Annotated in this window: 15 protein-coding genes and 2 pseudogenes; 10 read left to right on the top strand and 7 right to left on the bottom strand. The window is 69.8% G+C overall.

The window, feature by feature from the left end:
* Positions 1 to 9 precede the first annotated feature (9 nt).
* Positions 10 to 1,995, bottom strand: a complete 1,986-nt coding sequence (locus OG254_RS05375) for a beta-galactosidase (RefSeq protein WP_405577747.1) — start codon at positions 1,993 to 1,995, stop codon at positions 10 to 12.
* 372 nt (positions 1,996 to 2,367) lie between these two features.
* Between OG254_RS05375 and yicI the strand changes: the two genes are divergently transcribed.
* On the top strand, positions 2,368 to 4,650 hold the full coding sequence (yicI, locus tag OG254_RS05370; protein ID WP_405577745.1) for an alpha-xylosidase: 2,283 nt from the start codon (positions 2,368 to 2,370) through the stop codon (positions 4,648 to 4,650).
* A 49-nt stretch (positions 4,651 to 4,699) separates the two neighbouring features.
* Here yicI and OG254_RS05365 read toward each other — a convergent pair whose 3' ends face one another.
* The gene (locus OG254_RS05365) at positions 4,700 to 5,896 is read right to left on the bottom strand and encodes an expansin EXLX1 family cellulose-binding protein (protein WP_405577743.1); all 1,197 of its coding nucleotides are present in this window, start codon (positions 5,894 to 5,896) and stop codon (positions 4,700 to 4,702) included.
* Between the two features lie 14 nt (positions 5,897 to 5,910).
* Complete coding sequence (locus tag OG254_RS05360) at positions 5,911 to 6,072, bottom strand: glycoside hydrolase family 95-like protein (protein WP_405577741.1); 162 nt, start codon at positions 6,070 to 6,072, stop codon at positions 5,911 to 5,913.
* Positions 6,073 to 6,153: 81 nt separating this feature from the next.
* Between OG254_RS05360 and OG254_RS05355 the strand changes: the two are divergent.
* Positions 6,154 to 6,273 (top strand): annotated as a pseudogene (locus OG254_RS05355) (aldo/keto reductase); the annotation flags it as partial.
* 32 nt (positions 6,274 to 6,305) lie between these two features.
* The gene (locus OG254_RS05350) at positions 6,306 to 7,028 is read left to right on the top strand and encodes a FadR/GntR family transcriptional regulator (protein ID WP_351185102.1); all 723 of its coding nucleotides are present in this window, start codon (positions 6,306 to 6,308) and stop codon (positions 7,026 to 7,028) included.
* Between the two features lie 15 nt (positions 7,029 to 7,043).
* Here OG254_RS05350 and OG254_RS05345 read toward each other — a convergent pair whose 3' ends face one another.
* From OG254_RS05345 to OG254_RS05335, 3 genes and pseudogenes are all read right to left on the bottom strand, one after another.
* Positions 7,044 to 9,023 (bottom strand): TIM-barrel domain-containing protein, encoded by a 1,980-nt coding sequence (locus OG254_RS05345; RefSeq protein ID WP_405577738.1) that lies wholly within the window; start codon positions 9,021 to 9,023, stop codon positions 7,044 to 7,046.
* 24 nt (positions 9,024 to 9,047) lie between these two features.
* Positions 9,048 to 9,767 (bottom strand): annotated as a pseudogene (locus OG254_RS05340) (SGNH/GDSL hydrolase family protein); the annotation flags it as partial.
* A gap of 171 nt (positions 9,768 to 9,938) precedes the next feature.
* Positions 9,939 to 12,281, bottom strand: coding sequence for an alpha-L-fucosidase (locus OG254_RS05335; RefSeq protein WP_405577736.1), 2,343 nt, complete (start codon positions 12,279 to 12,281; stop codon positions 9,939 to 9,941).
* Between the two features lie 342 nt (positions 12,282 to 12,623).
* Here OG254_RS05335 and OG254_RS05330 point away from each other — a divergent pair, with 342 nt between their 5' ends.
* Together OG254_RS05330 and OG254_RS05325 are read left to right on the top strand one after the other, a co-directional pair.
* Positions 12,624 to 14,063 (top strand): RICIN domain-containing protein, encoded by a 1,440-nt coding sequence (locus OG254_RS05330; RefSeq protein ID WP_405577734.1) that lies wholly within the window; start codon positions 12,624 to 12,626, stop codon positions 14,061 to 14,063.
* 107 nt (positions 14,064 to 14,170) lie between these two features.
* A complete protein-coding gene (locus OG254_RS05325) occupies positions 14,171 to 15,712 on the top strand; it encodes a non-reducing end alpha-L-arabinofuranosidase family hydrolase (protein WP_405577732.1) in 1,542 nt (513 codons plus the stop codon).
* 97 nt (positions 15,713 to 15,809) lie between these two features.
* Here OG254_RS05325 and OG254_RS05320 read toward each other — a convergent pair whose 3' ends face one another.
* Complete coding sequence (locus OG254_RS05320; protein WP_405577730.1) at positions 15,810 to 16,397, bottom strand: TetR/AcrR family transcriptional regulator; 588 nt, start codon at positions 16,395 to 16,397, stop codon at positions 15,810 to 15,812.
* Positions 16,398 to 16,604: 207 nt separating this feature from the next.
* On the opposite strand from OG254_RS05320, the gene OG254_RS05315 reads away from it, so the two are divergent.
* The 5 genes from OG254_RS05315 to OG254_RS05295 all read left to right on the top strand — a co-directional run bounded on the left by OG254_RS05315 (position 16,605) and on the right by OG254_RS05295 (position 24,949).
* The gene (locus tag OG254_RS05315) at positions 16,605 to 19,823 is read left to right on the top strand and encodes a bifunctional cytochrome P450/NADPH--P450 reductase (RefSeq protein ID WP_405577729.1); all 3,219 of its coding nucleotides are present in this window, start codon (positions 16,605 to 16,607) and stop codon (positions 19,821 to 19,823) included.
* A gap of 116 nt (positions 19,824 to 19,939) precedes the next feature.
* Complete coding sequence (locus OG254_RS05310; protein WP_405577727.1) at positions 19,940 to 21,133, top strand: MFS transporter; 1,194 nt, start codon at positions 19,940 to 19,942, stop codon at positions 21,131 to 21,133.
* Positions 21,134 to 21,303: 170 nt separating this feature from the next.
* A complete protein-coding gene (locus OG254_RS05305; protein WP_405577726.1) occupies positions 21,304 to 22,650 on the top strand; it encodes a flavin-containing monooxygenase in 1,347 nt (448 codons plus the stop codon).
* On the top strand, positions 22,647 to 23,522 hold the full coding sequence (locus tag OG254_RS05300) for an SDR family NAD(P)-dependent oxidoreductase (protein WP_405577725.1): 876 nt from the start codon (positions 22,647 to 22,649) through the stop codon (positions 23,520 to 23,522). The genes OG254_RS05305 and OG254_RS05300 overlap by 4 nt, the downstream gene beginning before the upstream one ends.
* A complete protein-coding gene (locus OG254_RS05295; protein ID WP_405577723.1) occupies positions 23,519 to 24,949 on the top strand; it encodes an aldehyde dehydrogenase family protein in 1,431 nt (476 codons plus the stop codon). Before OG254_RS05300 ends, OG254_RS05295 begins: the two co-directional genes overlap by 4 nt.
* The last annotated feature ends 29 nt before the right edge of the window (positions 24,950 to 24,978 follow it).

Below are 24,978 nucleotides of genomic sequence, written 5' to 3'. Positions count from 1 at the left end.
CTCTCCAGGTCACTGGCCGCGCAGCACCGCGCAACCGCCGGGCGGCACGAGGTGGGCCGCCCCGCCGGTGAGCAGGTCATGGGCGGGGTCCGGCAGGGGCACGGCGTCCTCGGTGTGGTTGATCAGGACGTGCCAGCGACGGCCGTCGGCCGCGCGCCGGGTGACGGCTTCGACACCGGCCGGCAGGTCCGGCAGCTCCGGCTCGACGCCGGCTTCCTTCAGGAGCCGTCCGACCAGGGCGCCGTAGTCGACGTCGTCCAGGCGCGTGGAGAGATACCAGCCCTGTCCGCTGCCGAAGCGGTGCCGGGTGAGTGCCGGACTGTCCGCGAGCATGCCGTGGGTGTAGGCGGCGAGCGCTTCGGCGCCTTCGGTCCGCAGGGACTCGCTCCAGACGCTGCCGTGTGAGCCGTCCGACAGAGAGATCCGCTGGTCCGTCCGCAGCGGCCGGTGCTCCTCGACACGGATGCCGAGCGCCTCGCGCAGCGGTGCGGCCGGGTAGCCGCCGAGCCGGGCGTGCATGCGGTCGTCGACGTAGCCGGTGGCGTGCTGGACGAGGAGCGTCCCCCCGCCCTCGATGTAACGGCGCAGGTTCTCCGCACCCCTGTCGGACAGCAGGAACAGGGAGGGGGCGATGACCAGCCGGTAGCGACTCAACTCGTGCTCGGGGTGGGCGAAGTCGACCGTGACGCCCGCGTCCCACAGCGCGCGGTGCGCCTCGGCGAGCGGCGCGTGATAGTCGAGGCGGGAGGAGGGCAGGCCGTCCGCCTCCAGTGCCCACATGGCGTCCGGGTCGTCGAGCACGGCCACCTGCGCGGTCACCGTCGATCCCGCCAGCTCCCCGAGCGCGGCGACCGCCTCCCCGGTCTGCGTGACCTCGCGGAAGATACGGCTGTCAGGGCCCGCGTGCGGGAGCATCGCCGAGTGCCAGGTCTCTGCGCCGGCCCGGGACTGCCGCCACTGGAAGAACAAGGCGCCCTCCGAACCACGCGCGATGTGGCCGAGGCTGTGGCGCAGTACGTCACCCGGCTCCTTGCCGATCACCTGATCGCCGTCGTAGACCGTGCTGGTGCCCTGTTCCATCAGCAGCCACGGACGGCCGCCGGCCAGGGAGCGCGAGCGGTCGGCGTAGTAGGCCACATGTGCGGCGCCGTCGAGGCCGTTCGCGTCCGGGTACTGGTCGGAGCTGACGACGTCGAGTTCGCGGGCGAACGCCCACAGGTCGAGCCGCAGGTCGTAGGGCAGCATCAGGTTCGTCGTCACCGGGCGGTCGCTGTGCTCGCGGATCGCGTCGCGCTGCTCGCAGTAGGCGGCGATGATCTCGTCGGCCCAGAAGCGGTGGAAGTCCACTGTCTGGCCGGGGTTCTTGTGGTACTGCGTCGCGCGGGGCGGCAGCACCTGTTCCCAGGAGGTGTAGCGCTGGCTCCAGAAGGCCGTTCCCCACGCCTCGTTGAGGGCGTCCAGCGAGCCGTGCCGGGTGCGCAGCCACACGCGGAACGCGGCCGCCGCATGGTCGCACCAGCAGAGCGTGCCGTACTCGTTGTGCACGTGCCACAGCGCGAGGGCGGGGTGGTCGCCGTACCGTTCGGCCAGCGCGGAGGCGATCCGGCGGGCCGCGCTGCGATACGCGGGCGAGGCGAGGCAGTAGGTGTCGCGGCTGCCGTGCACGAGACGGGTGCCGTCGGCCCTGACCGCCAGCGCCTCGGGGTGGGCGAGGGTGAACCAGGGCGGCGGGGAGGCAGTCGGGGTGGCGAGGTCGACGGCCACGCCGCCTGCGTGCAGGCGTTCGATGTGGGCGTCGAGCCAGGAGAAGTCGTAGCGTCCTTGATCCGGTTCGAGCAGTGCCCAGGAGAAGACTCCGAGGGTGGCCAGGTTGACCCTCGCCCGGCGCATGAGTTCGTCGTCCTCCTTCCAGGCCGGCTCGTCCCACTGCTCGGGGTTGTAGTCGCCGCCGAAGGCGAGGCCGCCCAGGCGGTCGGTGATGCTGCGTGCTGTCATGACGGTTCCTCGGGTTTGGAGCGTCGTCGGGTGTCCTGACGTGTCGTCAGCGTCCATGGGCCAAGGGCCCGTTCGTCCGTCGGTTGCTCACCGGGCGTCCATGGGGATCACGCCGTCGGCCGGGGTGCCCCGGCGGCGACACTTCGCCCTCCCGAAGCCCTTGCGGTTCAACTCGTGCGTCATGGAGACGCCCTCTCCCACGGGAGTATCGAAGTATCGAAGCGCTTCACCTTGAAGGGGAAGTTAACGGACTTGTTTCGTGCGAAACAAGAGCCCAGACGCGAGAAATGTTTCTCCACCTGGTCCATTGACAGCCTGTCAGCGGCAATGACAGCGTCGATGCGCTTCGACAACGACGGAGGAACCTGCCCGATGAAGTTCACGGACGGCTACTGGCTGATGCGTCCGGGCTGCACAGCCCGCTACGCCACCGAGATCGCCGACGCTCGTGTCGACGACCACCGGATGACCCTGTACGCGCCCGTGGAACACGTCAGCCGACGCGGGCAGACCCTCAACAGCCCGCTGCTGACGGTGGAGTGCTGGTCCCCGGCCGAGGGGGTCATCGGCGTGCGGACCACCCACCACGCCGGATCGGCGCGCCGGGGACCGGAGTTCGCGTTGCGCGGCGCCGGTGCGGACGTCGGCAAGATGCGCCGGGACGGAGCGGTGCTGGAGCTGTCCTCCGGCGAACTGACGCTGCGGGTGGACACGGAGCAGCCGTGGCGGCTGGAGTTCATCGCCGGCGGACGGGTGCTGACCTCCGCCGGCGAGCGCGGCACCGGCTTCGTCACCGACGCTGATGACCGACACCACATGGTCAACCAACTGGCCCTGGGAGTCGGCGAGTTGGTCTACGGACTGGGGGAGCGGTTCACCCCGTTCATCAAGAACGGGCAAGTGGTGGACATCTGGCAGGCCGACGGCGGCACCAGCAGTGAACAGGCATACAAGAACATCCCCTTCCATCTGACCAACCGGGGATACGGCGTCTTCGTGAACCACCCCGGCAAGGTCGGCTACGAGGTCGGCTCGGAGGCCGTCGGGCAGGTCCAGTTCAGTGTCGAGGACCAGTCGCTGGAGTACTTCGTCGTGTACGGGCCGACCCCGAAGCAGATCCTGGAGCGCTACACCGCGCTCACCGGCCGCCCGGCCCTGCCGCCTGCCTGGGCACTGGGCCTGTGGCTGACCACGTCGTTCACGACCGAGTACGACGAGGACACCGTCCAGGGCTTCATCGACGGAATGGCCGAGCGTGGCATCCCGCTGAGCGTCTTCCACTTCGACTGCTTCTGGATGCGCGCCTACCAGTGGTGCGACTTCGCGTGGGACGCCGAGACCTTCCCCGACCCGGCGGGCATGCTCGCCCGGCTGAAGGACCGGGGACTGCGGATCTCAGCCTGGATCAACCCGTACATCGCCCAGAAGTCCGAGCTGTTCGAGGAGGGCATGCGCGAGGGTCATCTCGTACGCCGCCGGGACGGCAGTGTGTGGCAGTGGGACCTGTGGCAACCGGGCATGGCCCTGGTCGACTTCACCAACCCGGCCGCCCGTGACTGGTACACCGGCAAGCTGCGCACCCTGCTCGCCCAGGGAGTGGACTGCTTCAAGACAGACTTCGGCGAACGCATTCCCACCGACGTCGTCTGGCACGACGGCTCCGACCCGGAGCGGATGCACAACTACTACTCCCACCTCTACAACCAGGCCGTCTTCGACCTGCTGCGCGAGGAGCGCGGCGAGGGCGAGGCGATGCTGTTCGCCCGCTCGGCCACCGCGGGCGGCCAGCAGTACCCGGTGCACTGGGGCGGCGACTGCGACTCCCACTTCGGCGCCATGGCCGAGTCCCTGCGCGGCGGACTCTCCCTCGGCCTGTCCGGCTTCGGTTTCTGGAGCCACGACATCGGCGGTTTCGAGGGCACCCCGACATCGGCCGTGTTCAAGCGCTGGGTGCAGTTCGGGCTGCTCTCCTCGCACAGCCGCCTGCACGGCAGCAAGTCGTACCGGGTGCCGTGGGACTACGGCGAGGAAGCCGTCGAGGTCACCCGCGAGTTCACCCTCCTCAAACACCGCCTCGCCCCCTACCTCCAGCGCGCCGCCCAGCAGGCCCACACCAGCGGCGTCCCGGTGATGCGGGCCATGCTCCTGGAGTTCCCCGACGACCCCACCGCGGCCTTGCTCGACCGGCAGTACATGCTCGGGGACGACCTCCTCGTCGCGCCCGTGTTCACCGACGACGGCACGGTCGAGTACTACGTGCCCGAGGGCACGTGGACCAACATCCTGACCGGCGCCCAGCTCACCGGCCCCCGCTGGGTACGCGAGCAGCACGGCTTCCATACCCTGCCGCTGCTCGCCCGCCCCGACTCCGTCATTCCCTTCGCCGCCGACGACCGGCGTCCGGTCTCGGCGTGGGTCGACGGCGTCGAACTGAGGGTGCACGCCTTTGCGGACGGCGCCCGGCGCACGGTCGTGATCCCGCGCACGGACGGTCCCGGGGAGACCGCCCGTTTCGACGTACACCGCGAGGGAGACCACCTCCGCGTGACGACCGACAGCCCGCACCCATGGCGACTGCGGATCGGTGGCCCCGAGGGCACCGTGCACAGCATCACCGCGGGGCGGGCGACAACCGAGTGGCGCTACGAGGAGTGAGCCCGTCTCCCGGCGGTCCCGTGGGAGGGGTGTGCGGGCGCAGGGCGGGTCAGTGCCGGGCGAACTGAACCCCGGTCGGTTGTACGACGTTCGGCCGCAGGGCGATCCCGGTGATGGTCAGGCGTTCTCCGTAGATGTCCGTGACTCTGATCGAGCTGCCGCAGCCGCTGCCGTCGGCGGAGATGAAGTAGTTGTATTCCGTGCGGGGCAACTGCCGCCAGCCGCCGCCGGTCCGCACCTCCAGACGCGCGACCGGGTTGCGGTGCCCGATCGCCTGGATGCCGCACCAATAGGGGTTGGACCCGGTCTTGTACCTGACGGACATCGTCTCGGAGGTGCTGGGGCTCAGCAGCTGCCAGGTGATCGGGATCCGGCCGACCTTGAGGTCGGCGAGCTTGGCGAAGGCCTCTTGGCTGAGGTCGAGTTGCCCGGGTGCGCAGGGCAGGGGGCATTCGTTGGTGATCCGCACCGTGATCGACTTGCCATTGGCCGCGCGGACGAGCACGTATGCACCGCACGCGTTGGACGTCTCGTAGTCGGTGGTGTTCATGGCCGCGATCATGAGGTCGGGACTCGGGCCGAACAGGCAGGCGCCGTCTCCGTCCTTGGCCTCGTAGGCGGTGGCGACTCCTGTGTAGGTGGTGCCGGGCCGAATCCGTCCTGCCGACGAAGCCGTGGTGGGCGCCGTTCGCGGGGACCGTGGGGTGCCGGTGGCCGACGGTCGCGCCGACGCGGTGGTCGCGGTGGCCGTCGGACTCGGGGTGCCGGTCGCACTCGGCGTCCCCGAAGCGGTCGGGGTGCCCGTCTCGGCCGGGGTGGCGGCCCTGACCTGGGTGGTGGCAACGGGTGTGGCCGACGCAGGATCTGCATCCGTCCTGCGGTCCGGGAGCACCCCCATGACCAGGTAGGCGAGCGCGCTCGCGGCGGTCAGTGCCAACGTGGTGCCCAGTATGAGCCGGCGTCTGTGCCTGCGCTGCCGCGCGGCCTGCCTTGCTGTCTGCATACCTGTCCGTTCGGAAGATCGAGCCGATGGTGCACTGCTCAGTGGCCGCAGGAAGCGAAAAGGTTGCCGACGATTTCTGGTGACGGCGAGCACCTTGCCGCTGCGCCGATTGACCAGCCGGACGAAGCCGTTGAGCAGGGCGACGGTGATGTCCGTGCGCCGGCCGGCGGTCAGGGAGACCTTTCTGGCGTGGGCGCCGAGGGAGGAGGGTGTGACGGTGGCCGTGGTGCTCACGGAGTCCATGCCGTGGCGGCTGATCAGGGTGACGTCCTGGTTGAGGCGGCGGTGACGGACAACGTGGCGGTCCGCGCGTTCAGGTCCCAGTCGAAGCTATGGATATGGATCCGGCCGCGGGCGCTGACCCCGGTGATCGTGCCCTTCGGCAGCTGGTCGGGCAGTGCGGGGAGGACTTCCAACACCCCGGGCCGGCTGTAGATCAGGGCCTCGGCCAGCACGCCGGGGATGGCGTCGCGTGGGCGACCTCGCAGGGCGGCGCCCAGGCGGCGCTCTGCGAGGCACACGGGAGCACCCTGCCCGCCGCCGCGATCGCCTTCCCGCACACGCATCCCAGTATCATCAACGTCACCCTCGGCATGCGGACTCCGGATCAGGTCGGACGTGCTCGTGGGGCACTGTGGGGGAGGGACGTGCGGTGTTGCTGACGGACAAGGCCATCGAGCAGATCCGTGAGCTGATCCGGACCGGTGCCCTGCCTCCGGGCTCGAAGCTCCCACCGGAGGCGGACCTGGCCGCGCAGCTGGGTCTGTCCCGCAACCTCGCCCGCGAAGCGGTCAAGGCACTGGCCGTGGCGCGAGTCCTGGAGGTCAGGCGCGGCGACGGCACGTATGTGACCAGCCTCCAGCCGAGCCTGCTGCTGGAGGGACTCGGCGGTGCGGTGGAGCTGCTGCAGGGCGACTCGGTCGCCCTGCGGGACCTCATGGAGGTACGGCGGCTCCTCGAACCGATGGCCACGGCACTTGCCGCCACGCGGATCTCTGATGAGCAGCTGGCCGAGGTGAAGCGGCACCTGGACGCCATGCGTGAGGCCCGCGACGACGTCGAACGGCTCAACTCCCACGACGCCGCCTTCCACCGCGCCGTCGTCTCGGCCACGGGCAACGAGACCCTCCTCACCCTCCTGGAAGGGATCTCCGGCCGGACCCTGCGCGCCCGCATCTGGCGCGGTCTGGTCGACGACAAGGCCGCGGGCCGCACCCTGGCCGAGCACGAGGCGATCTTCAACGCCCTGTCCACCCGTGACGCCACCCTCAGCCAGGCCGCGGCACTGCTGCACGTGAACAACACCGAGGAGTGGCTGAGGGAGCACCTGCGCTCGGGCGAACCCCTCCCCTTCGGGACGACAGCAGGGAAGTGACGGGCGTACGTCTGGTCAGACGAACTGCGCCGCGACGGCTGCCCCCTCGCGTACGAAGACGGGTATGCGCTCCAGCGGGGCGCCGGCGTCGAGTGTCGTACCGCCCTCCACCACGCTTCCGGTGACCGGGTCGAGCCAGCGCGCACCGGACGGCAGATACACCCGGCGGGTCCGCGCGCCCGCCTCGTACACGGGCGCCACCAGCACATCGGGACCGAGCAGGAACTGGTCGTCCACGTCCCAGGCGCGCTCGTCGGCGGGGAAGTCGAAGAACAGCGGGCGCATCGGCGGGGCGCCGGTGCGGTGGGCATCCTCCGACAGCTCCCTCAGGTACGGGCGCAGCCGCTCGCGCAACTGCAGGTGCTCCCGGAGGATGCCGTACGCCTCCTCGCCGTAGGACCAGACCTCGTTCGGCCCGCCGCTCATGTCCGCGGAGAACGTGGGGTGGTTGGGCTCACGGTCGCCGTGCAGGCGCATGACGGGGCTGAAGGTGCCGTACTGGAACCACCGGATCAGCACCTCGCGATAGGCGGGGTCGTCAGGGTTGCCGCCGCCGAAGCCGCCGATGTCGGTGTTCCACCAGGGGATGCCGCTCATCGCGACGTTCAGCCCCGCCCTGATCTGGCGCGACAGGGAGTCGAAGGTGGTGGGTATGTCGCCGGACCACAGCGCGGAGCCGTACTTCTGGCTGCCGGCCCACGCGGACCGGACCAGGGACAGCGGCCGGTCGTCGCCCGCCTTGGCCAGACCCTCGGCGACGGCACGGGTGTGCAGCACGGGGTAGAGGTGCGCGGCCTCGGAGGCCGGCCCGGCGGCGTAGACGGCGCGCTCGGCGGCCTCCCGGCTCAGGTCGGGCTCGCAGGCGTCCAGCCAGAAGCAACTCACGCCCAGCGCATAGTAGTTGTCGTGCAGTCGCCGCCACAGTGCGGCGCGTGCTCCGGGGTGGGTGGCGTCGTAGTACGCCATCGGGCGCATCGGCTCCTCGGTACTGCGCGACGGCCAGGGGAAGGTGAGGAGGCCGCCGTCCGTGTCCCGCACGAGGTGTCCGGAGGCGCGCAACTCGTCGAAAGTGTCACTGCCGGGTTCGACGGTCGGCCACACCGAGACCGCGAGTCGCACCCCGAGTTCGGCCAGTTCCTTGACCATGGCGGCGGGGTCGGGCCACTCGCTCTCCTCGAAACGCCAGTCGCCCATGTGCGGCCAGTGGAAGAAGTCGCAGACGATCACGGACAGCGGCAGTCCGCGCTCCTTGTACTCCCGTGCCACCGCGAGGAGTTCGTCCTGGGTGCGGTAGCGCAGCTTCGACTGCCAGAAGCCGGACGCCCACTCGGGCAAGAGGGGCGGGCGTCCGGTGACCTGGGTGTACGCGTCGATGATCTGGGCCGGGGTGTCGCCCGCGGTGACCCAGTAGTCGACGCGCCCGCCGCCGTCGGCGGTCCACCGGGTGGTGTCGGTGCCCAGTTCCACACGGCCGGTGGCGGGGTTGTTCCACAGCAGTCCGTAGCCGCGCGAGGAGTGCAGGAAGGGGATGGCGGCCACGGTGTTGCCCTGGACGAGGTCGATCACACAGCCCTTCTGGTCCAGGAGCCCGTGCAGATGCTGTCCGAGGCCGTGCAGCCGCTCACCGGCGTACCCCTCGAAGTGCTGTTCCGTACGGCCGCCCGCCGCGTGGACGCGGGGACCGTCGTGGTGGTGGTACGGGGTCTTGTCGGCGAGCAGTTCACGGCCCGAGTCGGCGTGCAGGAACGTCAGCCGGCCGTGCGCCGAGGCCTCGACGGCGAGGCGGCCGTTGACCAGGTGAGCGGACCGGCCGTCCCGTACGGACAGTTCGGCGTGCGGGGAGGGGGAGGAACTCTCCAACGCGCCGGGGGCGTCGGGATCGATGGCCCCGGCCGAGGCCCGGACCCGGACGCCGTGGAGTCCCCAGGGTTCGATGCGGAGGATCTCTTCGGCGGTGTGCCGTTCCAGACCGCCCGCGCGGATGCTGTAAGGCAAGGTAGTTCCTCTCTGCTACTCAAGAGGGGCGGGGGCGGGGTTGCGCAGCCACCCCGCGCTGTCCGCGGCCTGGATGCCGCGGTGGAAGGCGGTGGCCATCTTCTGGTAGTCCGAGTCGTTGGGATGCAGGGTGTCGGCCAGGTCGGCCGTGGTCAGGCTGCTCATGTCCACGCATGCGACATGCTTGCCCGCGGCCTGTGCGTCGTTCACGATCTGCGGGATGGCCTGGTTGTAGGCGGCACGGTACTGCTCCTCCGAGCCGCTGGTGGACACGACCAGGGAGGCCACGAGGACGGTTGCGTCGGGGGCGGCGGCTGTGACCTGGTCGACCAGCGATCTCAGCCGGGCGGCGGTGGAGACCTGGTAGCTCTCGTTGAGGTCGTTGGTACCGATGTGCAGCGTCACGACGTTGGGGCGGTAGCGGGTCAGTGAGGCGTCGGTGAGTGCGGCGATCTGGTGGATCTTGTATCCGGAGTGGCCTTCGTTGTCGGGGTCTGACATCGAACCGCCCCGCAACGTGCCGACGAAGTCCAGCGGATGACCGTCCGCCGCGAGCTTGTCCCACAACGGGCCCCGGTAGCCGTTGCCCGTACTGCTTCCCACGCCCCAGGTGATCGAGTCGCCCAACGGCATGACCCGCAAAGGCGTGTTGGGAGCGGCGGAGGCAGGGGCCACGCCTGCGGCCGTCGCGCCGAACACGGCAGCGACAAGCGTGATCAGAGGTAAGACCCAAGGCTTTCTCATGCAGCGTCCTCTTCTGCGAGTGATGGGGTGAATCAGCGCGGCTGTTCGCCGTTCGCGTCAGCAGAGTGCTGGGGCAGCCGCCACACCGCTGCCGGCAAGACGATCTTGCCGGAGGAGGGGTACGCCGCGGGGACCGAGCCGTCACGCGGCCACGACCCCCGCCCGGCGTCGTCACAGCGCGAGGATCTGCCAGTCCTGGTTGGAGCCGCCGGTGGCGGGCCACTGGATGACCGAAGCGCCGTCCGCGGTGGCGGCGTCCTTGACGTCGGCGCACCACCCGTTGCGGACGTTGACGAGCTGGTGGTAGCCGCTGGTCCGGGAGGGCACCAGCTTCCACGACTGGTTGTCGCCGCCGTCGGCGGTCCACTGGTTCAGTCCGTCGCCCTGGGCGGAGCCGCCCGGGCCCTGAAGGACCTTGCCGCTGCGGACGTTGGACAGCCGGTAGGAGCCGTCGGCGTTGGGCAGCAGCGTCCACTGCTGGTTGGTACCCCCGCCCCACGGCCACTGGATGGCGGCGCCCCCGTCGGCGGTCGAGGCGCCGCTGACGTCCAGCACCTTGCCGCTCTTGCGGTTCACCAGCCGGACGCTGCCGACGTCCGCGCTGAAGGGCCGGTCGTAGACCTCCAGGCTGCGGATCGACGCCCAGACACCCGACGGCAGCCCGGTGACCGTCACCCGCACATACCGTGCCTGAGCGCGGAAGACCGAGACCTGCACCTGACCGGTGCCGGTGGTGGCGGTGAGGTCCGCCAGGGTGGTCCAGTCGGCGTTGTCGGTGGAACACTCCATCCGGTAGCGGTAGTTCGTGGCCGGGGACTCCCAGGCGATACGGGTTCCGGTCAGCGACCTCACCGACCCCAGGTCCACCTTCAGCCACTGCCCCGTGGCGCCGTTACTGGCGCACCAGCGGGTGGCGGTGGAGCCGTCGACGGCCTTGGCCGCGGTGTTGCCCTTGGAGGTCTCCTCGCTGCCGGCGGTGGCCGTCTTGCCGAGGGCGATGTCGGCCGGCTGCACGGAGCGGTCCAGCGTGACCCCGACGACGCTGTCCTCGGGGATACGGGTGCGGTTGATGCCGGTGATCGTCACCTTGCCGTCCGAGTCGACGGTGTACGGCAGCTCGGTACCCGTGGCGACCTCGAAGACGCGGGTGACCTTGGCGTCCGAGGTGGACGGGGTGGTGAAGGAGGTGCCGCTGTAGCCGGGCAGCAGGTGGACGTAGAAGGTGTCCCCCTTGCACGTGTAGCCGTACTGGCCGTCCACCGGTTCCCACGGGCCGCCGCGTGTGCCGTAGACGGCCTGGCCGCAGGTGGACAGGAAGGAGCCGACCCTGCGCACCGCTGCCGCCTGGTCGGCGGGGACCATGCCGGTGCGGTCGGGGCCGACGTTGAGGAGGACGGTCATGTTGCGCACCCAGGAGTTGACCAGGATGTTCATGATGTTGCCGAAGCTCATCACGGGCGCGCCCGACGTGTAACCCCAGGCGCCGCCGATGGTGAAGCACTTCTCCGCCAGCCTGCCGGTGCGCATCGCGCCGCTCGGCACGGAACCGCCTTCCTCGCTGGTGAAATCGCCGATCCAGCCGGAGCGCAGAGTGGTGACGATGTCGGGCTGGTGCTTGCGCGCCAGGCCGGTCAGCCCCAACGGCTTGCCCGTCGCGGAGTCGGTCTCGCTGTAGGCGGAGTCCACCGGCCACTCGTTGGCGGGGTCGCGGAACTTGCCGGGCTCCCAGAAGAAGGCGGCGTCCGCGTCGGTACCCTGCTGGCCGAGCCAGCCGCCGTCCCACCACAGGTCGTCGATCTTGCCGTACTGGGTGACCAGTTCCTTGACCTGCTGGTACACCTCGTTCTTCATGATCCGCGCGTTCTCCTTGTGCGCGGGATCGGTGACGTAACCCCACTTGTTCGGGAGGCAGTTGGTGCCGCGGACGTCGTAGTAGCCGGGGTAGCGCCAGCTCAACGGCGAGTAGTACAGACCCACCCGTAACCCGGCCTCGCGCACGGCGGTGACGTACTGGCTGATGAAGTCGCGCTGCAGGGGCGCCTGCCCGCTGTGCCAGGCGTTCGGGTGCGTGGACGGCCACAGCGCGAACCCGTCGTGGTGGCGGGCCGTGAGCACCGTGTACTTGGCGCCCATGTCCTTGGCCAGTTGCGCCCAGTCGGCAGGGTTGTACGCGGTGGCGGTGAACTGCTCGCCGGTGGCGTCAGTGACGTACTTCCGGTAGTTCTCCGGCGTGACGGCGGAGTTCTCCATGTACCACTCGCCCCTGGCAGGGCCTGAGTAGACCCCCCAGTGGATGAACATGCCGAGCTTGGCGTCCTGCAGCCACTTGATCTTCTCGTCCGACTGCTGCTCGATGCCCAGGTCCGGCTGGGGGACTCGCAGCGGGAGGAGCGGCAGCGGCTGTGGGGAGGAGGCGGCGTGGGCGGGGGTCGCCAGCGTCGGCGAGACGGCTGCGGCAACCGTCGCGGCGGCCATGCCGGTCAGCACTCTGCGGCGACTGATCGGTTCGGGCACGGTTCCCTCCTGACTGTTCACAGAACAGCACGGACAGGGTGCTGGTTCAGGTTCAAAGCGAGCGGGTCGAGGGGCGTCCCGGTGTTGGACCCCATGCGGCGACGCAACTGGAACATTGGATGTATTAGCGGGTACGGCACGGGTTGATGTCCAGAGATCAGACGCAACTGCCAGACGCAACAGGGCTTTTACGTCATCACTCGCCGGAGCGTCGACCTCATGACATGGGATGTATCTACCGTGCGGTAGCTATTGACGAGGGCATGCCCGGTACCTACTGTCCTGCGACGGATCCGAACAGATTTCAACAACAACAAGCCTGTCGCTCGGAGCGGAGTACCGATGCTCAGACGTGCGTTCCCTCCTCTTCTCGCCCTTGTCCTGGGTGTGTTCGCGCTGCTTGTCTCCGGCGCGCCGGCCCTGGCGGCCCCGGTGACCGTGACCAGCGGGACGCAGTTCACCGACACCGCCGGAGCCGTGGTGCACGCCCATGGCGGCGGGGTGATCAAGGTGGGCGCGTACTACTACTGGTTCGGCGAGAACCGCAACGCCGACAACACCTTCAAGGCCGTCTCCGCCTACCGCTCCACCGACCTGAAGACCTGGGAGTTCAGACGCAACGTGCTGACCCAGGCCGGCGACCCCGAGCCGGCGGTCGCCAACATCGAGCGGCCGAAGGTCATTTACAACAGCACGACCGGCAAGTTCGTGATGTGGATGCACAAGGAGAACGGCAGGGACTACAACGAGTCCCGTTCCGCGGTCGCCGTCTCCGACACGGTCGACGGCGACTACGCCTGGCGGGGCAGCTTCCGGCCGCCGTCCGGTACGACGTCCCGGGACATGACCCAGTTCAAGGACGACGACGGAACGGCGTACCAGGTCACTTCCGCGGCCGGCAACGCCGATCTGCACATCTACAAGCTCACCGCCGACTACACCGGCTACGACAGCTTGATCGCCAACCACTGGCCGGGCAACTACCGCGAGTCACCCGCGCTGTTCAAGCGCGACGGCGTCTACTTCATGCTCACGTCCGGCACCAGCGGCTGGAACCCCAACCAGCAGAAGTACGCCACCGCCACCAGCCTGGCCGGCCCCTGGACCGCCATGACCGACATCGGCGACGCCACCGCCTACGGCTCCCAGACGGCGTTCGTGCTGCCCGTGCAGGGAACCTCGGGCACCTCCTACCTCTACCTGGGCGACCGCTGGGGCAACTCCATGGGCGGCACCGTCAACGACTCGCAGTACGTCTGGCTGCCGCTGACCTTCCCGACCAGGACCACCATGAACATGCCGTGGTACCCGCAGGTCGCCATCGACACCGCGGCCGGCACGGTCACCGGTGTCGGCGGCGGCCCTCACTGCAACCTGGTGGCCCGGCACAGCGGCAAGTGCCTCGACATCACCGACAACTCGGCCGCCGACAGCGCGATCGCGCTGCAGAACACCTGCAACGGCGGCCTCAACCAGCAGTGGCGGCTGCAGGACGCGGGCGACGGCTACGTCCGGGTGCTCGCCCAGCACAGCGGCAAGTGCCTGGACGTCGAATGGGGCTCCACCGCCGACGGCGCGTTCGTGAACCAGTACCACTGCACGACGGGCACCAACCAGCAGTGGCGCTTCGATGACCAGGGAGGCGGCTACTACCGCCTGGTGGCCCGGCACAGCGGCAAGTGCCTGGACGTCGCGGACGCCTCGACGGCCAACGGTGCCCGCCTCATCCAGTGGCCCTGCGGTACCGGCGCCAACCAGCAGTTCCAGCGGCCCGCGGTGTGAGACGGGCGGCAATGCCGACCAACGATTCCCGCAGCAGCGCGCCCCGGCCCCGCCCGGGGCGCCCCCCCACAGCGGCGAGGCAGCCGCACTCAGTGAAGGAGACACAGATGACGGGCATGCGTACGGCATGCAAGGTCCCGTGGTGGCGTCGCGGGAGGCGAACGGCCGTGCTCGCCGCGGTGACCGCCCTGATGGCAACGCTCCTGACGGCCTTGGGTCCCGCCGGGACGGCTCAGGCGGCCACGGTGGATACGAACGCGTCATACGTGCTGGTCAATCGGGGCAGTGGCAAGGTGCTGGATGTGGCGGGTGTCAGCACCGCCGACGGGGCGGGCCTCACGCAGTGGACCCGCACCGACCATGCCAATCAGCGGTTCCAGTTCGTCGATTCTGGCGGTGGTTATTACCGGTTGAAGGCGCAGCACTCCGGCAAGGTGCTGGACGTCCTCAATTACTCCACGGCCGACCATGCGGACATCGTGCAGTGGGGCGACGCCAACGGCACCAATCAGCAGTTCCGGCTGGAGGATTCGTCGGATGGTTATGTCCGGCTGATCAACCGCAACAGCGGTAAGGCGGTCGAGGTGGAGAACGCCTCCACCGCGGACGGCGGCAAGGTCGTTCAGTTCACCGACTGGGGCGGGGCCAACCAGCAGTGGCAACTGGTCCGCGTCGGGAGCGCGGGCGGCGCACTGCCGTCGACGTTCCGGTGGTCCTCAAGCGGCGTTCTGGCCGGCCCGAAGCCGAACGCGCAGCACAACGCCGTGGCCATCAAGGACTTCTCGGTGATCCGCCACAACGGCCAGTGGGTGGTCTACGCCTCGGCCGTGGGCCCGAACTTCGGTTACGGGCTTGAGCAGTTCAGCTTCAGTGACTGGTCGCAGGCCGCGTCGACACCACACTCGTATCTGGACGAGTCGCCGATGGGACCGGGCTATCGAGCCGCGCCCCAGGTGTTCTACTTCGCGCCGCAGAACCTGTGGTACATGGTCTACCAGACCCCCGCGCCCACCTACTCCACCAGCACCAACCCCGCCGATCCGAAGTCGTGGTCCGCGCCGCGCACCTTCATCGCCCAGGAGCCGCCGATCGTCACGGAGAACAAGGGCAACGGCACCTGGATCGACTTCTGGGTCATCTGCGACACGGCAAACTGCCACCTGTTCTTCAGCGACGACAACGGCCACATCTACCGCGCCGAGACCAGCCTGGCGAACTTCCCGAACGGCTTCGGGAACACGCAGATAGTGATGTCGGACACCAAGAACAACCTGTTCGAGGCGACCAACGTGTACAAGGTCGCCAACAGCAACCAGTACTTGCTCATTCAGGAGGCCATCGGCAACTCCACAGGCCGGCGCTACTTCCGTTCCTTCACCTCGACCAGCCTCACCGGCGGCTGGACCCCCCTCGCCCACACGTGGGACGAACCCTTCGCCGGTCGCAGCAACGTCACCTTCCCGGGCGGCGCCTGGACCCAGGACATCAGCCACGGCGAGATGGTCCGCGCCGGCAACGACCAGTCCCTCACGATCGATCCCTGCCGTATGCAGTACGTCTACCAAGGACTGGATCCCAACGCCGGCGGTGACTACAACTCGCTGCCCTGGCGGATGGGCCTGCTCACCCAGACCAACTCGCCCTGCTGACAGCCCGAACCGTCATCGAGTATCCACGTCACCCCGCCGGGCGGCCTGCCCGGCGGGGTGACGTGCTGTTTGCGCATCCCGCCGCCCGCGGGCGCCCTCAGGCCATGGCCAGGACGGCCGAGATCAGAGCCCGCAGGCAGACCCTTTCGGCTTCCTCGTCCGGCAGTGAGAGGTGCTGCATCGTCAGCCCGTCGAAGCCCGCGAGGAAGAACCTCGCGATCGTCTCGGCGGGCTGGGCGAGCTGGTGGCCGGTGCGTTCGGCCGCCTCGCTGATCAGCTTCGCCGTCACGGCCGAGATGCCGCGGTGGTGGCCTTGCAGAGCCTCCTGGAGATGGGGTGTGCGCAGGGCGAACATGGACAGTTCCGTGAGGAGCTGGTACGACGCCGGCTGTTCGAGCACGGTGCGCCACAGGGCCTCGGCGAGCGTGCCGATCGTGTCCTCGAAGCCCGCGTCCGTGGGCGCCGCCTGCTCCACCTGGGTGACCAGGTCCTGGGTGAGCTGCTCCATGACGGCCCGGTACAGATCTTCCTTCGTGCCGAAGGTGTAGTGCACGGTCGCCTGGGCCACGCCGAGCTCGGCTGCAATGGCGCGGGTGCTGCCTGCGGCGACGCCCTCCCTGGTCATGAGGTCGATGGCGGCCTTGATCAGTTGGGGGCGGCGCTCCGCCGCGGATACGTGAGCCATGACGGCATCTTATGCGACTCAGTCCGTCGAACAGGTCGCCCGACAAGGTCCGATTCACGGCCCTGAATGGGCCGGGACGTTTCAAGGCCTCCGAAGGTTCCGTCAATCGACCGTGTCGTCCGACACGATCGATCGACATTGTCGAGTGACAATGTCGTCTGTATGGTTCTGGCCAGCGACCGCCTGCGCCGAACGAAAGGCAAGCTCATGACCCACGAGACCCTGCGCGGAACCGAGCCGATCCCTCAGCGTCCGGCTCTGCCCCTGGTCGGCCACGCCTTCGACATCCCCAGTGGCGCAGACGGCCTGCTCTACGTGATGAAGGAGGCCAAGGAACTGGGGCCGTTGTTCAAGCTCCGCATCTTCGGCACCGAGATCAACTTCGCCTCCGGCCTCGACCTGGTCACCGAGCTGGCGGACGAAAGCCGGTTCCGCAAGAACGTGCACTCGGACCTCGTGATCCTCCGCGAGATCGGCGGCGACGGGCTCTTCACCGCCTTCAATGACGAGCCCAACTGGCGCAAGGCGCACGACATCCTGATGCCGGCGTTCTCCCTCGGCGCCATGCGCGGCTACCACGCGACGATGCTCAAGGTGGCCCGGGAGCTCATCGGGAAGTGGGACCGGGCAGCCGGGACGGAGTCCGTGGACGTGGCCGGCGACATGACGCGGCTGACGTTCGACACGATCGGCCTGTGCGGATTCGGCTACGACTTCGATTCCTTCGGCCGCGAGGAGCCGCACCCCTTCGTCACCGCGCTGTCGCGGGCGCTCGGCTTCGCCCAGGCCACGGGGGAGTCCATCCCGGGCGCGGACCTGTTCAAGTGGAAGCAGGCCGAGCAGTTCCGCGCCGACGTGACCCTGATGAAGGACCTGGTGGACGACGTGATCCGAGAGCGTCGTGCCTCCGGGGACCCGAGCACCGACGACCTGCTCGGGCGCATGCTGCACACCTCCGACGCGGTGACGGGGGAGCCTCTGGACGACGTCAACATCCGCTACCAGGCGATCACGTTCCTCATCGCCGGGCACGAGACCACCAGTGGCGCCCTGTCCTTCGCCCTCTACTACCTGACCAAGCACCCCGAGGTCCTCGCCCGCGCCCAGGCCGAGGTCGACGCGCTGTGGGGCGACTCGGACGCTCCCGAGCCGGACTACGGGGACATCGGCAAGCTGACGTACATCCGCCAGGTGCTCAACGAGGGCCTGCGGTTGTGGCCGACGGCCCCCGCCTACGCCGTGGAGCCGCTGGAGGACACCGTCATCGGCGGGAAGTACGCCGTGCGCAAGGGCGAGTCGATCCAGGTGCTCATCCCGCGGTTGCATCGGGACCCCGCCTGGGGCGAGAACGTCGAGCTGTTCGACCCCGACCGGTTCCTGCCCGAGCGGGAGGAGGAGCGGCCGGTCCATCTGTTCAAGCCGTTCGGCAGCGGCGAACGCGCCTGCATCGGCCGCCAGTTCGCGCTGCACGAGGCAACGCTGGTCCTCGCGCTGGCGATCCACCGCTACCGCCTGATCGACCACGCCAACTACCAGTTGAAGATCAAGCAGTCGCTCACCCTCAAGCCCGACGAGTTCACGCTGAACCTGGCCCGGCGCACCGGCGGGGAGCGCCGCCTGCCCACCGCCGCGGCCGTCGCCGCAAGCAGCGCTCGCGCCGGCCAGGACCGGCCCTTGGTCCGGCGCGCCACCGGAACCGCGCTGACCCTCCTGCACGGCTCCAACCTGGGCACCTGCGCGGGTATCGCCCGCGACCTGGCGGCGGACGGCGACGAGCGCGGCTTCGCCCCGTCCGTCGCTCCCCTCAACGACGCGGTGGGCAAGCTCTCCGCAGGTGACGGACCGGTGGTGATCGTGGCCGCCTCCTACAACGGCAGGCCCACCGACGACGCAGCGGAGTTCGTCACCTGGCTGGACGGCCTGGAGCCCGGCTCGCTCGACGGCCTCCAGTACGCGGTACTCGGCGTCGGCGACCGCAACTGGGCCGCCACCTACCAGCGCATCCCCACCCTCATCGACGAGCGGCTCACCGCCGCGGGCGCCACCTCACTGCTGGAGCGCGGCGCCGCGGACGCCGCCGGCGACTTCGCCGGCTCGGTGGACCGGTGGACCGGCGACCTGTGGACCGCCCTGCTGGAGCGGTACGGAGCCGCCGCAGCGCAGGAGACCGAGCCGGCCGCCGACCAGGAGACGGGACTGTACGAGCTTCAGGACGCGACCGACTCGGTCATCGGCGGACTCGCCGCACGACACGGCGTCCAGCCCATGGAGGTAATCGACGCGTACGAACTGGTCGACATGGACAACGGGTTGGGCCGCTCCAAGCGATTCCTCAGGCTGCGGCTGCCCGAGGGTGTCACCTACCGCACCGGCGACCACCTGGCCGTGCTCCCGAGCAACCCGGACGCCCTCGTGCGGCGGGTGGCCGACCGCTTCCGTCTCGACCTGGACGGCACCGTGCGCCTGCGCGCCCGTCGCCGCAGCCGGGGCGCCCTGCCCATCGACCGGCCGCTGACCCTGCGCCGCCTGCTGACCGACTTCGTGGAACTGCAGGATGCCGCCACCCAGGAACAGGTCGCCGTGCTCGCCGAACACACCGCCTGCCCGCCCGAGAAGCGGCCCCTGACCGAACTCGCGGCGGCGGCCCCGGAGGCCTTCCGCGAGCAGGTGACCGCCGCCGGACACAGCGTCCTGGACCTGCTGGAGCGCTACCGCGCCTGCGAACTGCCCTTCGAACGCTTCCTGGAACTGCTGCCCGTCCTGCGCCCGCGCCACTACTCGATCTCCTCGTCCGCCGAAGCGGCACCCGGCGAGGTCGACCTGATGGTGTCGCTGCTCGCCGCGCCCCACCGCACCGGCGAGGGCACGTTCCACGGCATCGCCTCGCACTACCTCCAGACCGTGAGGGCCGGCGACACCGTCCAGGCCAGGGTGCTGCCCTGCAGCGAAGATTTCCGTCTGCCGCAGGACGAGTCGGTGCCGGTGATCCTGGTCAGCGCGGGCACCGGTCTGGCGCCCTTCCGCGGCGCGGTGCTCGACCGCCACCACACCCGGTCGACCGGAACGCTGCTGTGCTACTTCGGCTGCGACCACCCCGACGTCGACTACCTCCACCGTACGGAATTCGAGACGGCCGAGGCAGCCGGAGCGGTCAGCATGCGGCCCACCTTCTCCTGCGCGCCCGAGGACGGTGCCCGCTTCGTCCAGGACCGCATTGCGAAGGAGAGCGACGAGGTCTGGGCCGTGCTGGAGGCCGGCGGACGCGTCTACATCTGTGGAGACGGCCGTCGCATGGCCCCGGCGGTGCGGGAGGCGTTCCAGGAGATCTACCGCGACCGCACGGGCGCGGGCGGTGCCGAGGCCACCGCTTGGCTGGCGGCTCTGACCGAGTCCGGCCACTACGTGGAAGACGTCTGGGCCGGCTGACCACCGCAGACGTCCATCGAACCGAACCTGACTCGTGAGGCTCTCATGCTTGTTGCACACTCGGCGCCGCGTCGAGGAACGGCGGTAGTCCCCAACTCCTTGCACAGGAGCGCCCGGTGAACGCGCGAAGTGCCTCCGCCCTGACCTTCGGTGTGGCTGTGGCGCTCATTGCCGGAGTCACCCTCGGCAACGGTGGGGCGAACGTGATGCCCGTCTTCGTCGACGACTTCGCGACCCGCTTCGGACTCTCGGACTCCGGCGCCGGGATCGTGGCCGCGAGCCAACTGATGGCGACGGCGGTGGTGACGCTGCTGCTGGCCAAGCGGGCCGCGCGGCCGGGCCGGGTGCGGATGACCCGCCTCGGTCTGGCCGTCTCGGGAGCCGGCTTCCTCGGAGCGGCAGCGGCCATCGACCCGGTGACCCTGGTCCTGGCCAACCTGGTCCTCGGCGCGGGGCTCGGCGCGGTCTACGCGGCGGCCACGGCGGCGCTCGCCGCCACCGACGACGCCGACAAGGCGTCCGCGGTCACCATCTCCGGCACGGTCGGTGTCACGGCACTGCTGATCATGGGTGTCCCCGCGGCCAACCACGACCTCGGGGAGGGCACCGGGTTCCTGCTCATGGCGTTGTGCTGCCTCGCCGCCTGGCCGCTGGTACGCCGGCTCCCGGACGGTCCCGCCACAGCGGACCCCGGGTCCGCCGGCGGGGGAGAGGCGACCGCGACCAAGCCGTCCGTGGTTCTGCTCCTCGGGACTGCGCTCCTGTGGACCGTCACTCAGGGCGCGTGGTCGTACGCCTCGGTCCTGGGCCGTCAGCACACCGGGATGTCCCACTCGGCTGTGTCGGCCGTCCTCGCCGTCTCCAGTGTCGTGGCGCTCGCGGGCGCGGCGGTGGGCCCGGTGGCGGCGCGGCGCTTCGGGCGGATGCGGTCGATGGCCGTCTTTGTCACGGCACAGGCCCTCGCGATGGCGGTTCTGGTCCTCACGCACGACCCCGTGCTCTTCACCGTCGTGGCCGTCCTCTGGCAGGCCTGCCAACTGGCCGTCCTGGTGCAGATGCTCGCCGCCGCGGCGCTCATCGACCCGACCGGACGCCTGGTCGCCTCCCTCAGCGGGGCGGGCGCCCTGGGCACCGGCATCGGACCCTTGGCCGTCGGAGCCGTCCTCGACGCCGCCGGGGCCGACGTACTCGGCATCGTCCTGGCGCTCGGCACCATCGTCGCCTCGCTGCCCCTGCTCCGGATGACGGTGGCCGGCACGGCGGCATCGCCCGAGAAGGGGCTCGCGCCCTCCTCCACCGAGACCGGGTGAGCACTTCAGTCGGGTCGTCCGACACCGCCGAGGGCGTGGCCGGGCATCAGCGGCCCCCAGCTGGCCGCTGCGGTCCCCTCTGTGGCCGCAGGGGTCAGTTCCCGCTGGTCGCCCGGTGCATAGGTTCCCGGCAAACAACATCTGAGACATCCCAGAAAGGAGGCGGACTGGTGAGTGAGAACCAGTACGACACCTGTGTGATCGGTGCGGGACCCGCGGGACTGGCGGTCGCGCGGGCGCTGGCCGAGCGCGACCTGCCGTACACGCACATCGAGCGCCACACGGGACCGGGCGGGCTGTGGGACATCGACAACCCGGGCAGCCCGATGTACGAGTCGGCCCACTTCATCTCCAGCAAGAGCCTCTCCGGCTTCGGCGGCTTCCCGATGCCGGACCACTTCGCCGACTACCCGCCGCACCGGCAGATCCTGTCCTACCTGACATCGTTCGCCGAGGCATACGGACTGCGGGACCGGGTCGAGTTCGGCACCGCGGTCCGCAGCGTGGACAAGAGCCCGGACGGCACCTGGACGGTCACCCGGGCCGATGGCCGGTCCGGCACACACCGGCAGGTCGTCGTGTGTACGGGGGCGCAATGGCACCCCAACGTCCCCAATCTGCCCGGCGACTTCACCGGCGAGGTCCGCCACACGGTCACCTACCGCAGCAGCGGTGAACTGCGGGGCAAGCGGGTGCTGGTGGTGGGTGCGGGCAACTCCGGGCTGGACATCGCCTGCGATGCGGCGCGGTCCGCCGACCACGCCGCGATCAGCATGCGTCGCGGTTACTGGTTCATACCCAAGCACCTGTTCGGCCGGCCGGTGGACACCATCGCCGCGGGCGGACCCCACCTGCCGATGTGGCTGGAGCAGAAGCTGTTCGGCGGCCTTCTGCGGCTCCTCAACGGCGACCCGCGCAGGCTCGGTCTGCAAAAGCCCGACCACAAGCTGTTCGAGACCCACCCTGCCCTCAACTCGCTGCTGATCCACCACCTCCAGCACGGCGACATCACGGCCAGGCCCGGCATCGCCCGCACCGAGGGCAGGACGGTGCACTTCACCGACGGCACCAGCGACGAATTCGATCTGATCCTGCTGGCCACGGGATACGTCCACAAAGTCCCCGTCGCGCAGAAGTACTTCGGCGACGAGCAACACCCCGACCTCTACCTGTCCTCGTTCTCCCGCGAGCACGAGGGCCTGTTCGGCGTCGGCTTCGTGGAGACCAACTCCGGTGCCTACCAGCTCTTCGACAGCCAGGCCCAGTTGATCGCCTCCTTCATCCGGGACGGGAAGGCCGGGCTACCGACCGCCGAGCGGTTCACCCGCATGATCCGCGGCGACCGGCCGGACCTGTCCGGCGGACTGAAGTTCGTCGACTCGCCACGCCACACCGGCTACGTCCACAGCGACGCCTTCGTGAAGTACCTCGGCAAGGTCGCCGAAGGGATGGGCTGGCGTACCGCGGGCCTGCCGCCTCGGGCGACGTCCGCGCGACAGGAAGCGGTGGCGTCATGACGTACGACTTCCGTGACAAGGTCATCCTGGTGACCGGCGGTGCCGGAGGCATCGGCAGCGCCCTGTGCCACCGCTTCGCCGCGGGCGGTGCCCGTCTCGTCGTGGTCGACGTCGACGAGGTGCGGGCCGAGCGGACCGCTGCCGAGCTGCCGGCGAGCGGGCACGCCGGGCTCGGCTGCGACCTGCTGGACCGCACCGGGGTGGAGCGGATGCTCGACGGCGTCGCGGCCACCCACGGCCGTATCGACGTCCTGGTGAACAACGTGGGCATGACCAGCTCCGAACGGTTCGACGTGCGCAGCGTCGAGAGCATCGAGCGGGAGATCGAGCTCAACCTGATCTCTCCGCTGGTCACGACACGGCTCGCCATCCCGCTGCTGCGGGCCTCCGGCGACCCCCGGGTGATCACGACCGTGTCCCTCGGCGGGATCTTCCCGCTGGGCGAGACCCCCCTCTACACCGCCTCGAAGTTCGGGCTGCGGGGCGCGATGCTCGCGATCGGGCTGGATCTGCGGGGCAAGGGTATCGAGGCCGGTTCGGTGCTGCCGTCGGCGACCGACACGCGGATGCTCCGTCAGGAGGCCGTCGAGGGCGGGAACTCCATGCAGTTCCAGGACGCTCCGCAGCAGCCGTCCGATGTCGTCAGAGCGGCTGTGAGCCTGCTGGACAAACCCCGCCTGGAGGCCTACGTCAGGCCCGGCGAGTCCCGGCTGGTGCGGTTCGCGATGCTGGCGCCGAATCTGCTGCCCCGGCTCTTCCCGCTGTTCCGCAAGCGCGGTGAGCGAGGCATGGCCCGCTATCTGGAGGACCTGCGCCGCAGGGGACTGGCCCGCCAGGTCGGCGGCCGGTGGGAACTGGTGGAGGAAGCATGAGCGGAACGAACATCGCGGACATCGGGGAGACGCTCGACGTCGTCAATCCCGCGACGGGTGAGCTGATCACGACCGTAGCGGCGGCGAGCGAGCAGGACGTGGCGCTGGCCGCCGAACGGGCGCACACGGTCTTCGAGAGCGGCGTCTGGGCCGGCCGGTCCCCACGGGAGCGGGCTGCCGTACTGCTGCGCCTCGCCGGCCTCATGGAGCGCGACGCCGAGGTCCTCGCCCGGCTGGACTGCGAGGACGCGGGCAAGCCGATCACGGAATGCCGTACCGGCGACGTGCCCGGGGCGATCGAGTCGATGCGCTGGTTCGCGGAGGCGGCCGACAAGGTCTTCGGCCGCGTGGCCCCCACCGGTCACGAGAGCCTGGGACTGGTGAGCCGGGAACCGGTCGGGGTGGCCGCCGCGATCCTGCCCTGGAACTACCCGCTGGCGATGGCCGCCTGGAAGGTCGGGCCCGCGCTCGCCGCGGGCAACTCCCTGCTGCTCAAGCCCGCCGAGGCCACCCCGCGCTCCACCCTGCACCTGGCCGCTCTGGCGGCCGAGGCAGGCCTGCCGGACGGCGTGCTCACCGTGCTGCCCGGCCACGGCACCGTCACCGGTACGGCGCTCGCCCGCAATCCCCTCGTGCGCGCACTGTCGTTCACCGGATCCACCGCCACCGGACGCCGCATCCTGGCCGGCGCGGCGGAGACCAACTTCAAGCGGGTCTCCTTGGAGATGGGCGGCAAGAGCCCCCAGGTTCTGATGCCGGACGCGCTCGCATACGGCGACGAACTGATCGACCACATGATCGAGGCCGCGTTCCTGACCATGGGGCAGAACTGCACCGCCGGCTCCCGCGTCCTGGTCCACCACAGCATCGCCGAGGAGGTGTTGGTCCGGTTCACCCGGGCCGCGAGGAGCCTCACCATCGGCGATCCCGCCGACGCACGCACCCAGGTGGGGCCGCTCATCAGCCGTGCTGCCTTCGACCGGGTCGCGGCGGCGGTGGACGCGGCCCGGTCCGCCGGAGCCCACATCCACACCGGCGGGCTGCCGCACGGTCTGCCGCCGCGCGGCGCCTACTACCCGCCCACCGTGATCAGCCGGGCCCCGGCGGGCAGCCACGTGCTCACCAAGGAACTGTTCGGTCCTGTCGTCACCGTCCAGGACTTCACCTCGGAGGACGAGGCGATGAGGTTGGCGAACGCCACGGAATACGGGCTCGCCGCCTCGGTCTGGACGCGCGACCTCGACGCCGCGCTCCGGCTCGCGCGGGGCATCGAAGCCGGGGTGGTCTCCGTCAACGCGTACAGCGAAGGCGACATCACCACCCCCTTCGGCGGGTGGAAGCAGTCGGGGTTCGGTGGCGCGGAGAAGTCCACCGACGCCTTCGCGCAGTGGACCAGGGAGAAGACCATCTGGATCCGCACGCGGTGACCCGGTGACCTGGTGATGCGGGGGGGGGG

The organism is Streptomyces sp. NBC_01092, from assembly GCF_045039535.1.
GTDB lineage: Bacteria > Actinomycetota > Actinomycetes > Streptomycetales > Streptomycetaceae > Streptomyces.
Note: the sequence above shows the minus strand (reverse complement) of the source record. Positions and strands in the feature narration are given on the sequence as shown.

Excerpts from the sequence above, each read along its gene's own strand:
- OG254_RS05375 (WP_405577747.1), bottom strand. The coding sequence starts at position 1,995 with ATGACAGCACGCAGCATCACCGACCGCCTGGGCGGCCTCGCCTTCGGC.
- yicI (WP_405577745.1), top strand. The coding sequence starts at position 2,368 with ATGAAGTTCACGGACGGCTACTGGCTGATGCGTCCGGGCTGCACAGCC.
- OG254_RS05365 (WP_405577743.1), bottom strand. The coding sequence starts at position 5,896 with ATGGACTCCGTGAGCACCACGGCCACCGTCACACCCTCCTCCCTCGGC.
- OG254_RS05330 (WP_405577734.1), top strand. The coding sequence starts at position 12,624 with ATGCTCAGACGTGCGTTCCCTCCTCTTCTCGCCCTTGTCCTGGGTGTG.
- OG254_RS05325 (WP_405577732.1), top strand. The coding sequence starts at position 14,171 with ATGACGGGCATGCGTACGGCATGCAAGGTCCCGTGGTGGCGTCGCGGG.
- OG254_RS05320 (WP_405577730.1), bottom strand. The coding sequence starts at position 16,397 with ATGGCTCACGTATCCGCGGCGGAGCGCCGCCCCCAACTGATCAAGGCC.
- OG254_RS05315 (WP_405577729.1), top strand. The coding sequence starts at position 16,605 with ATGACCCACGAGACCCTGCGCGGAACCGAGCCGATCCCTCAGCGTCCG.
- OG254_RS05300 (WP_405577725.1), top strand. The coding sequence starts at position 22,647 with ATGACGTACGACTTCCGTGACAAGGTCATCCTGGTGACCGGCGGTGCC.
- OG254_RS05295 (WP_405577723.1), top strand. The coding sequence starts at position 23,519 with ATGAGCGGAACGAACATCGCGGACATCGGGGAGACGCTCGACGTCGTC.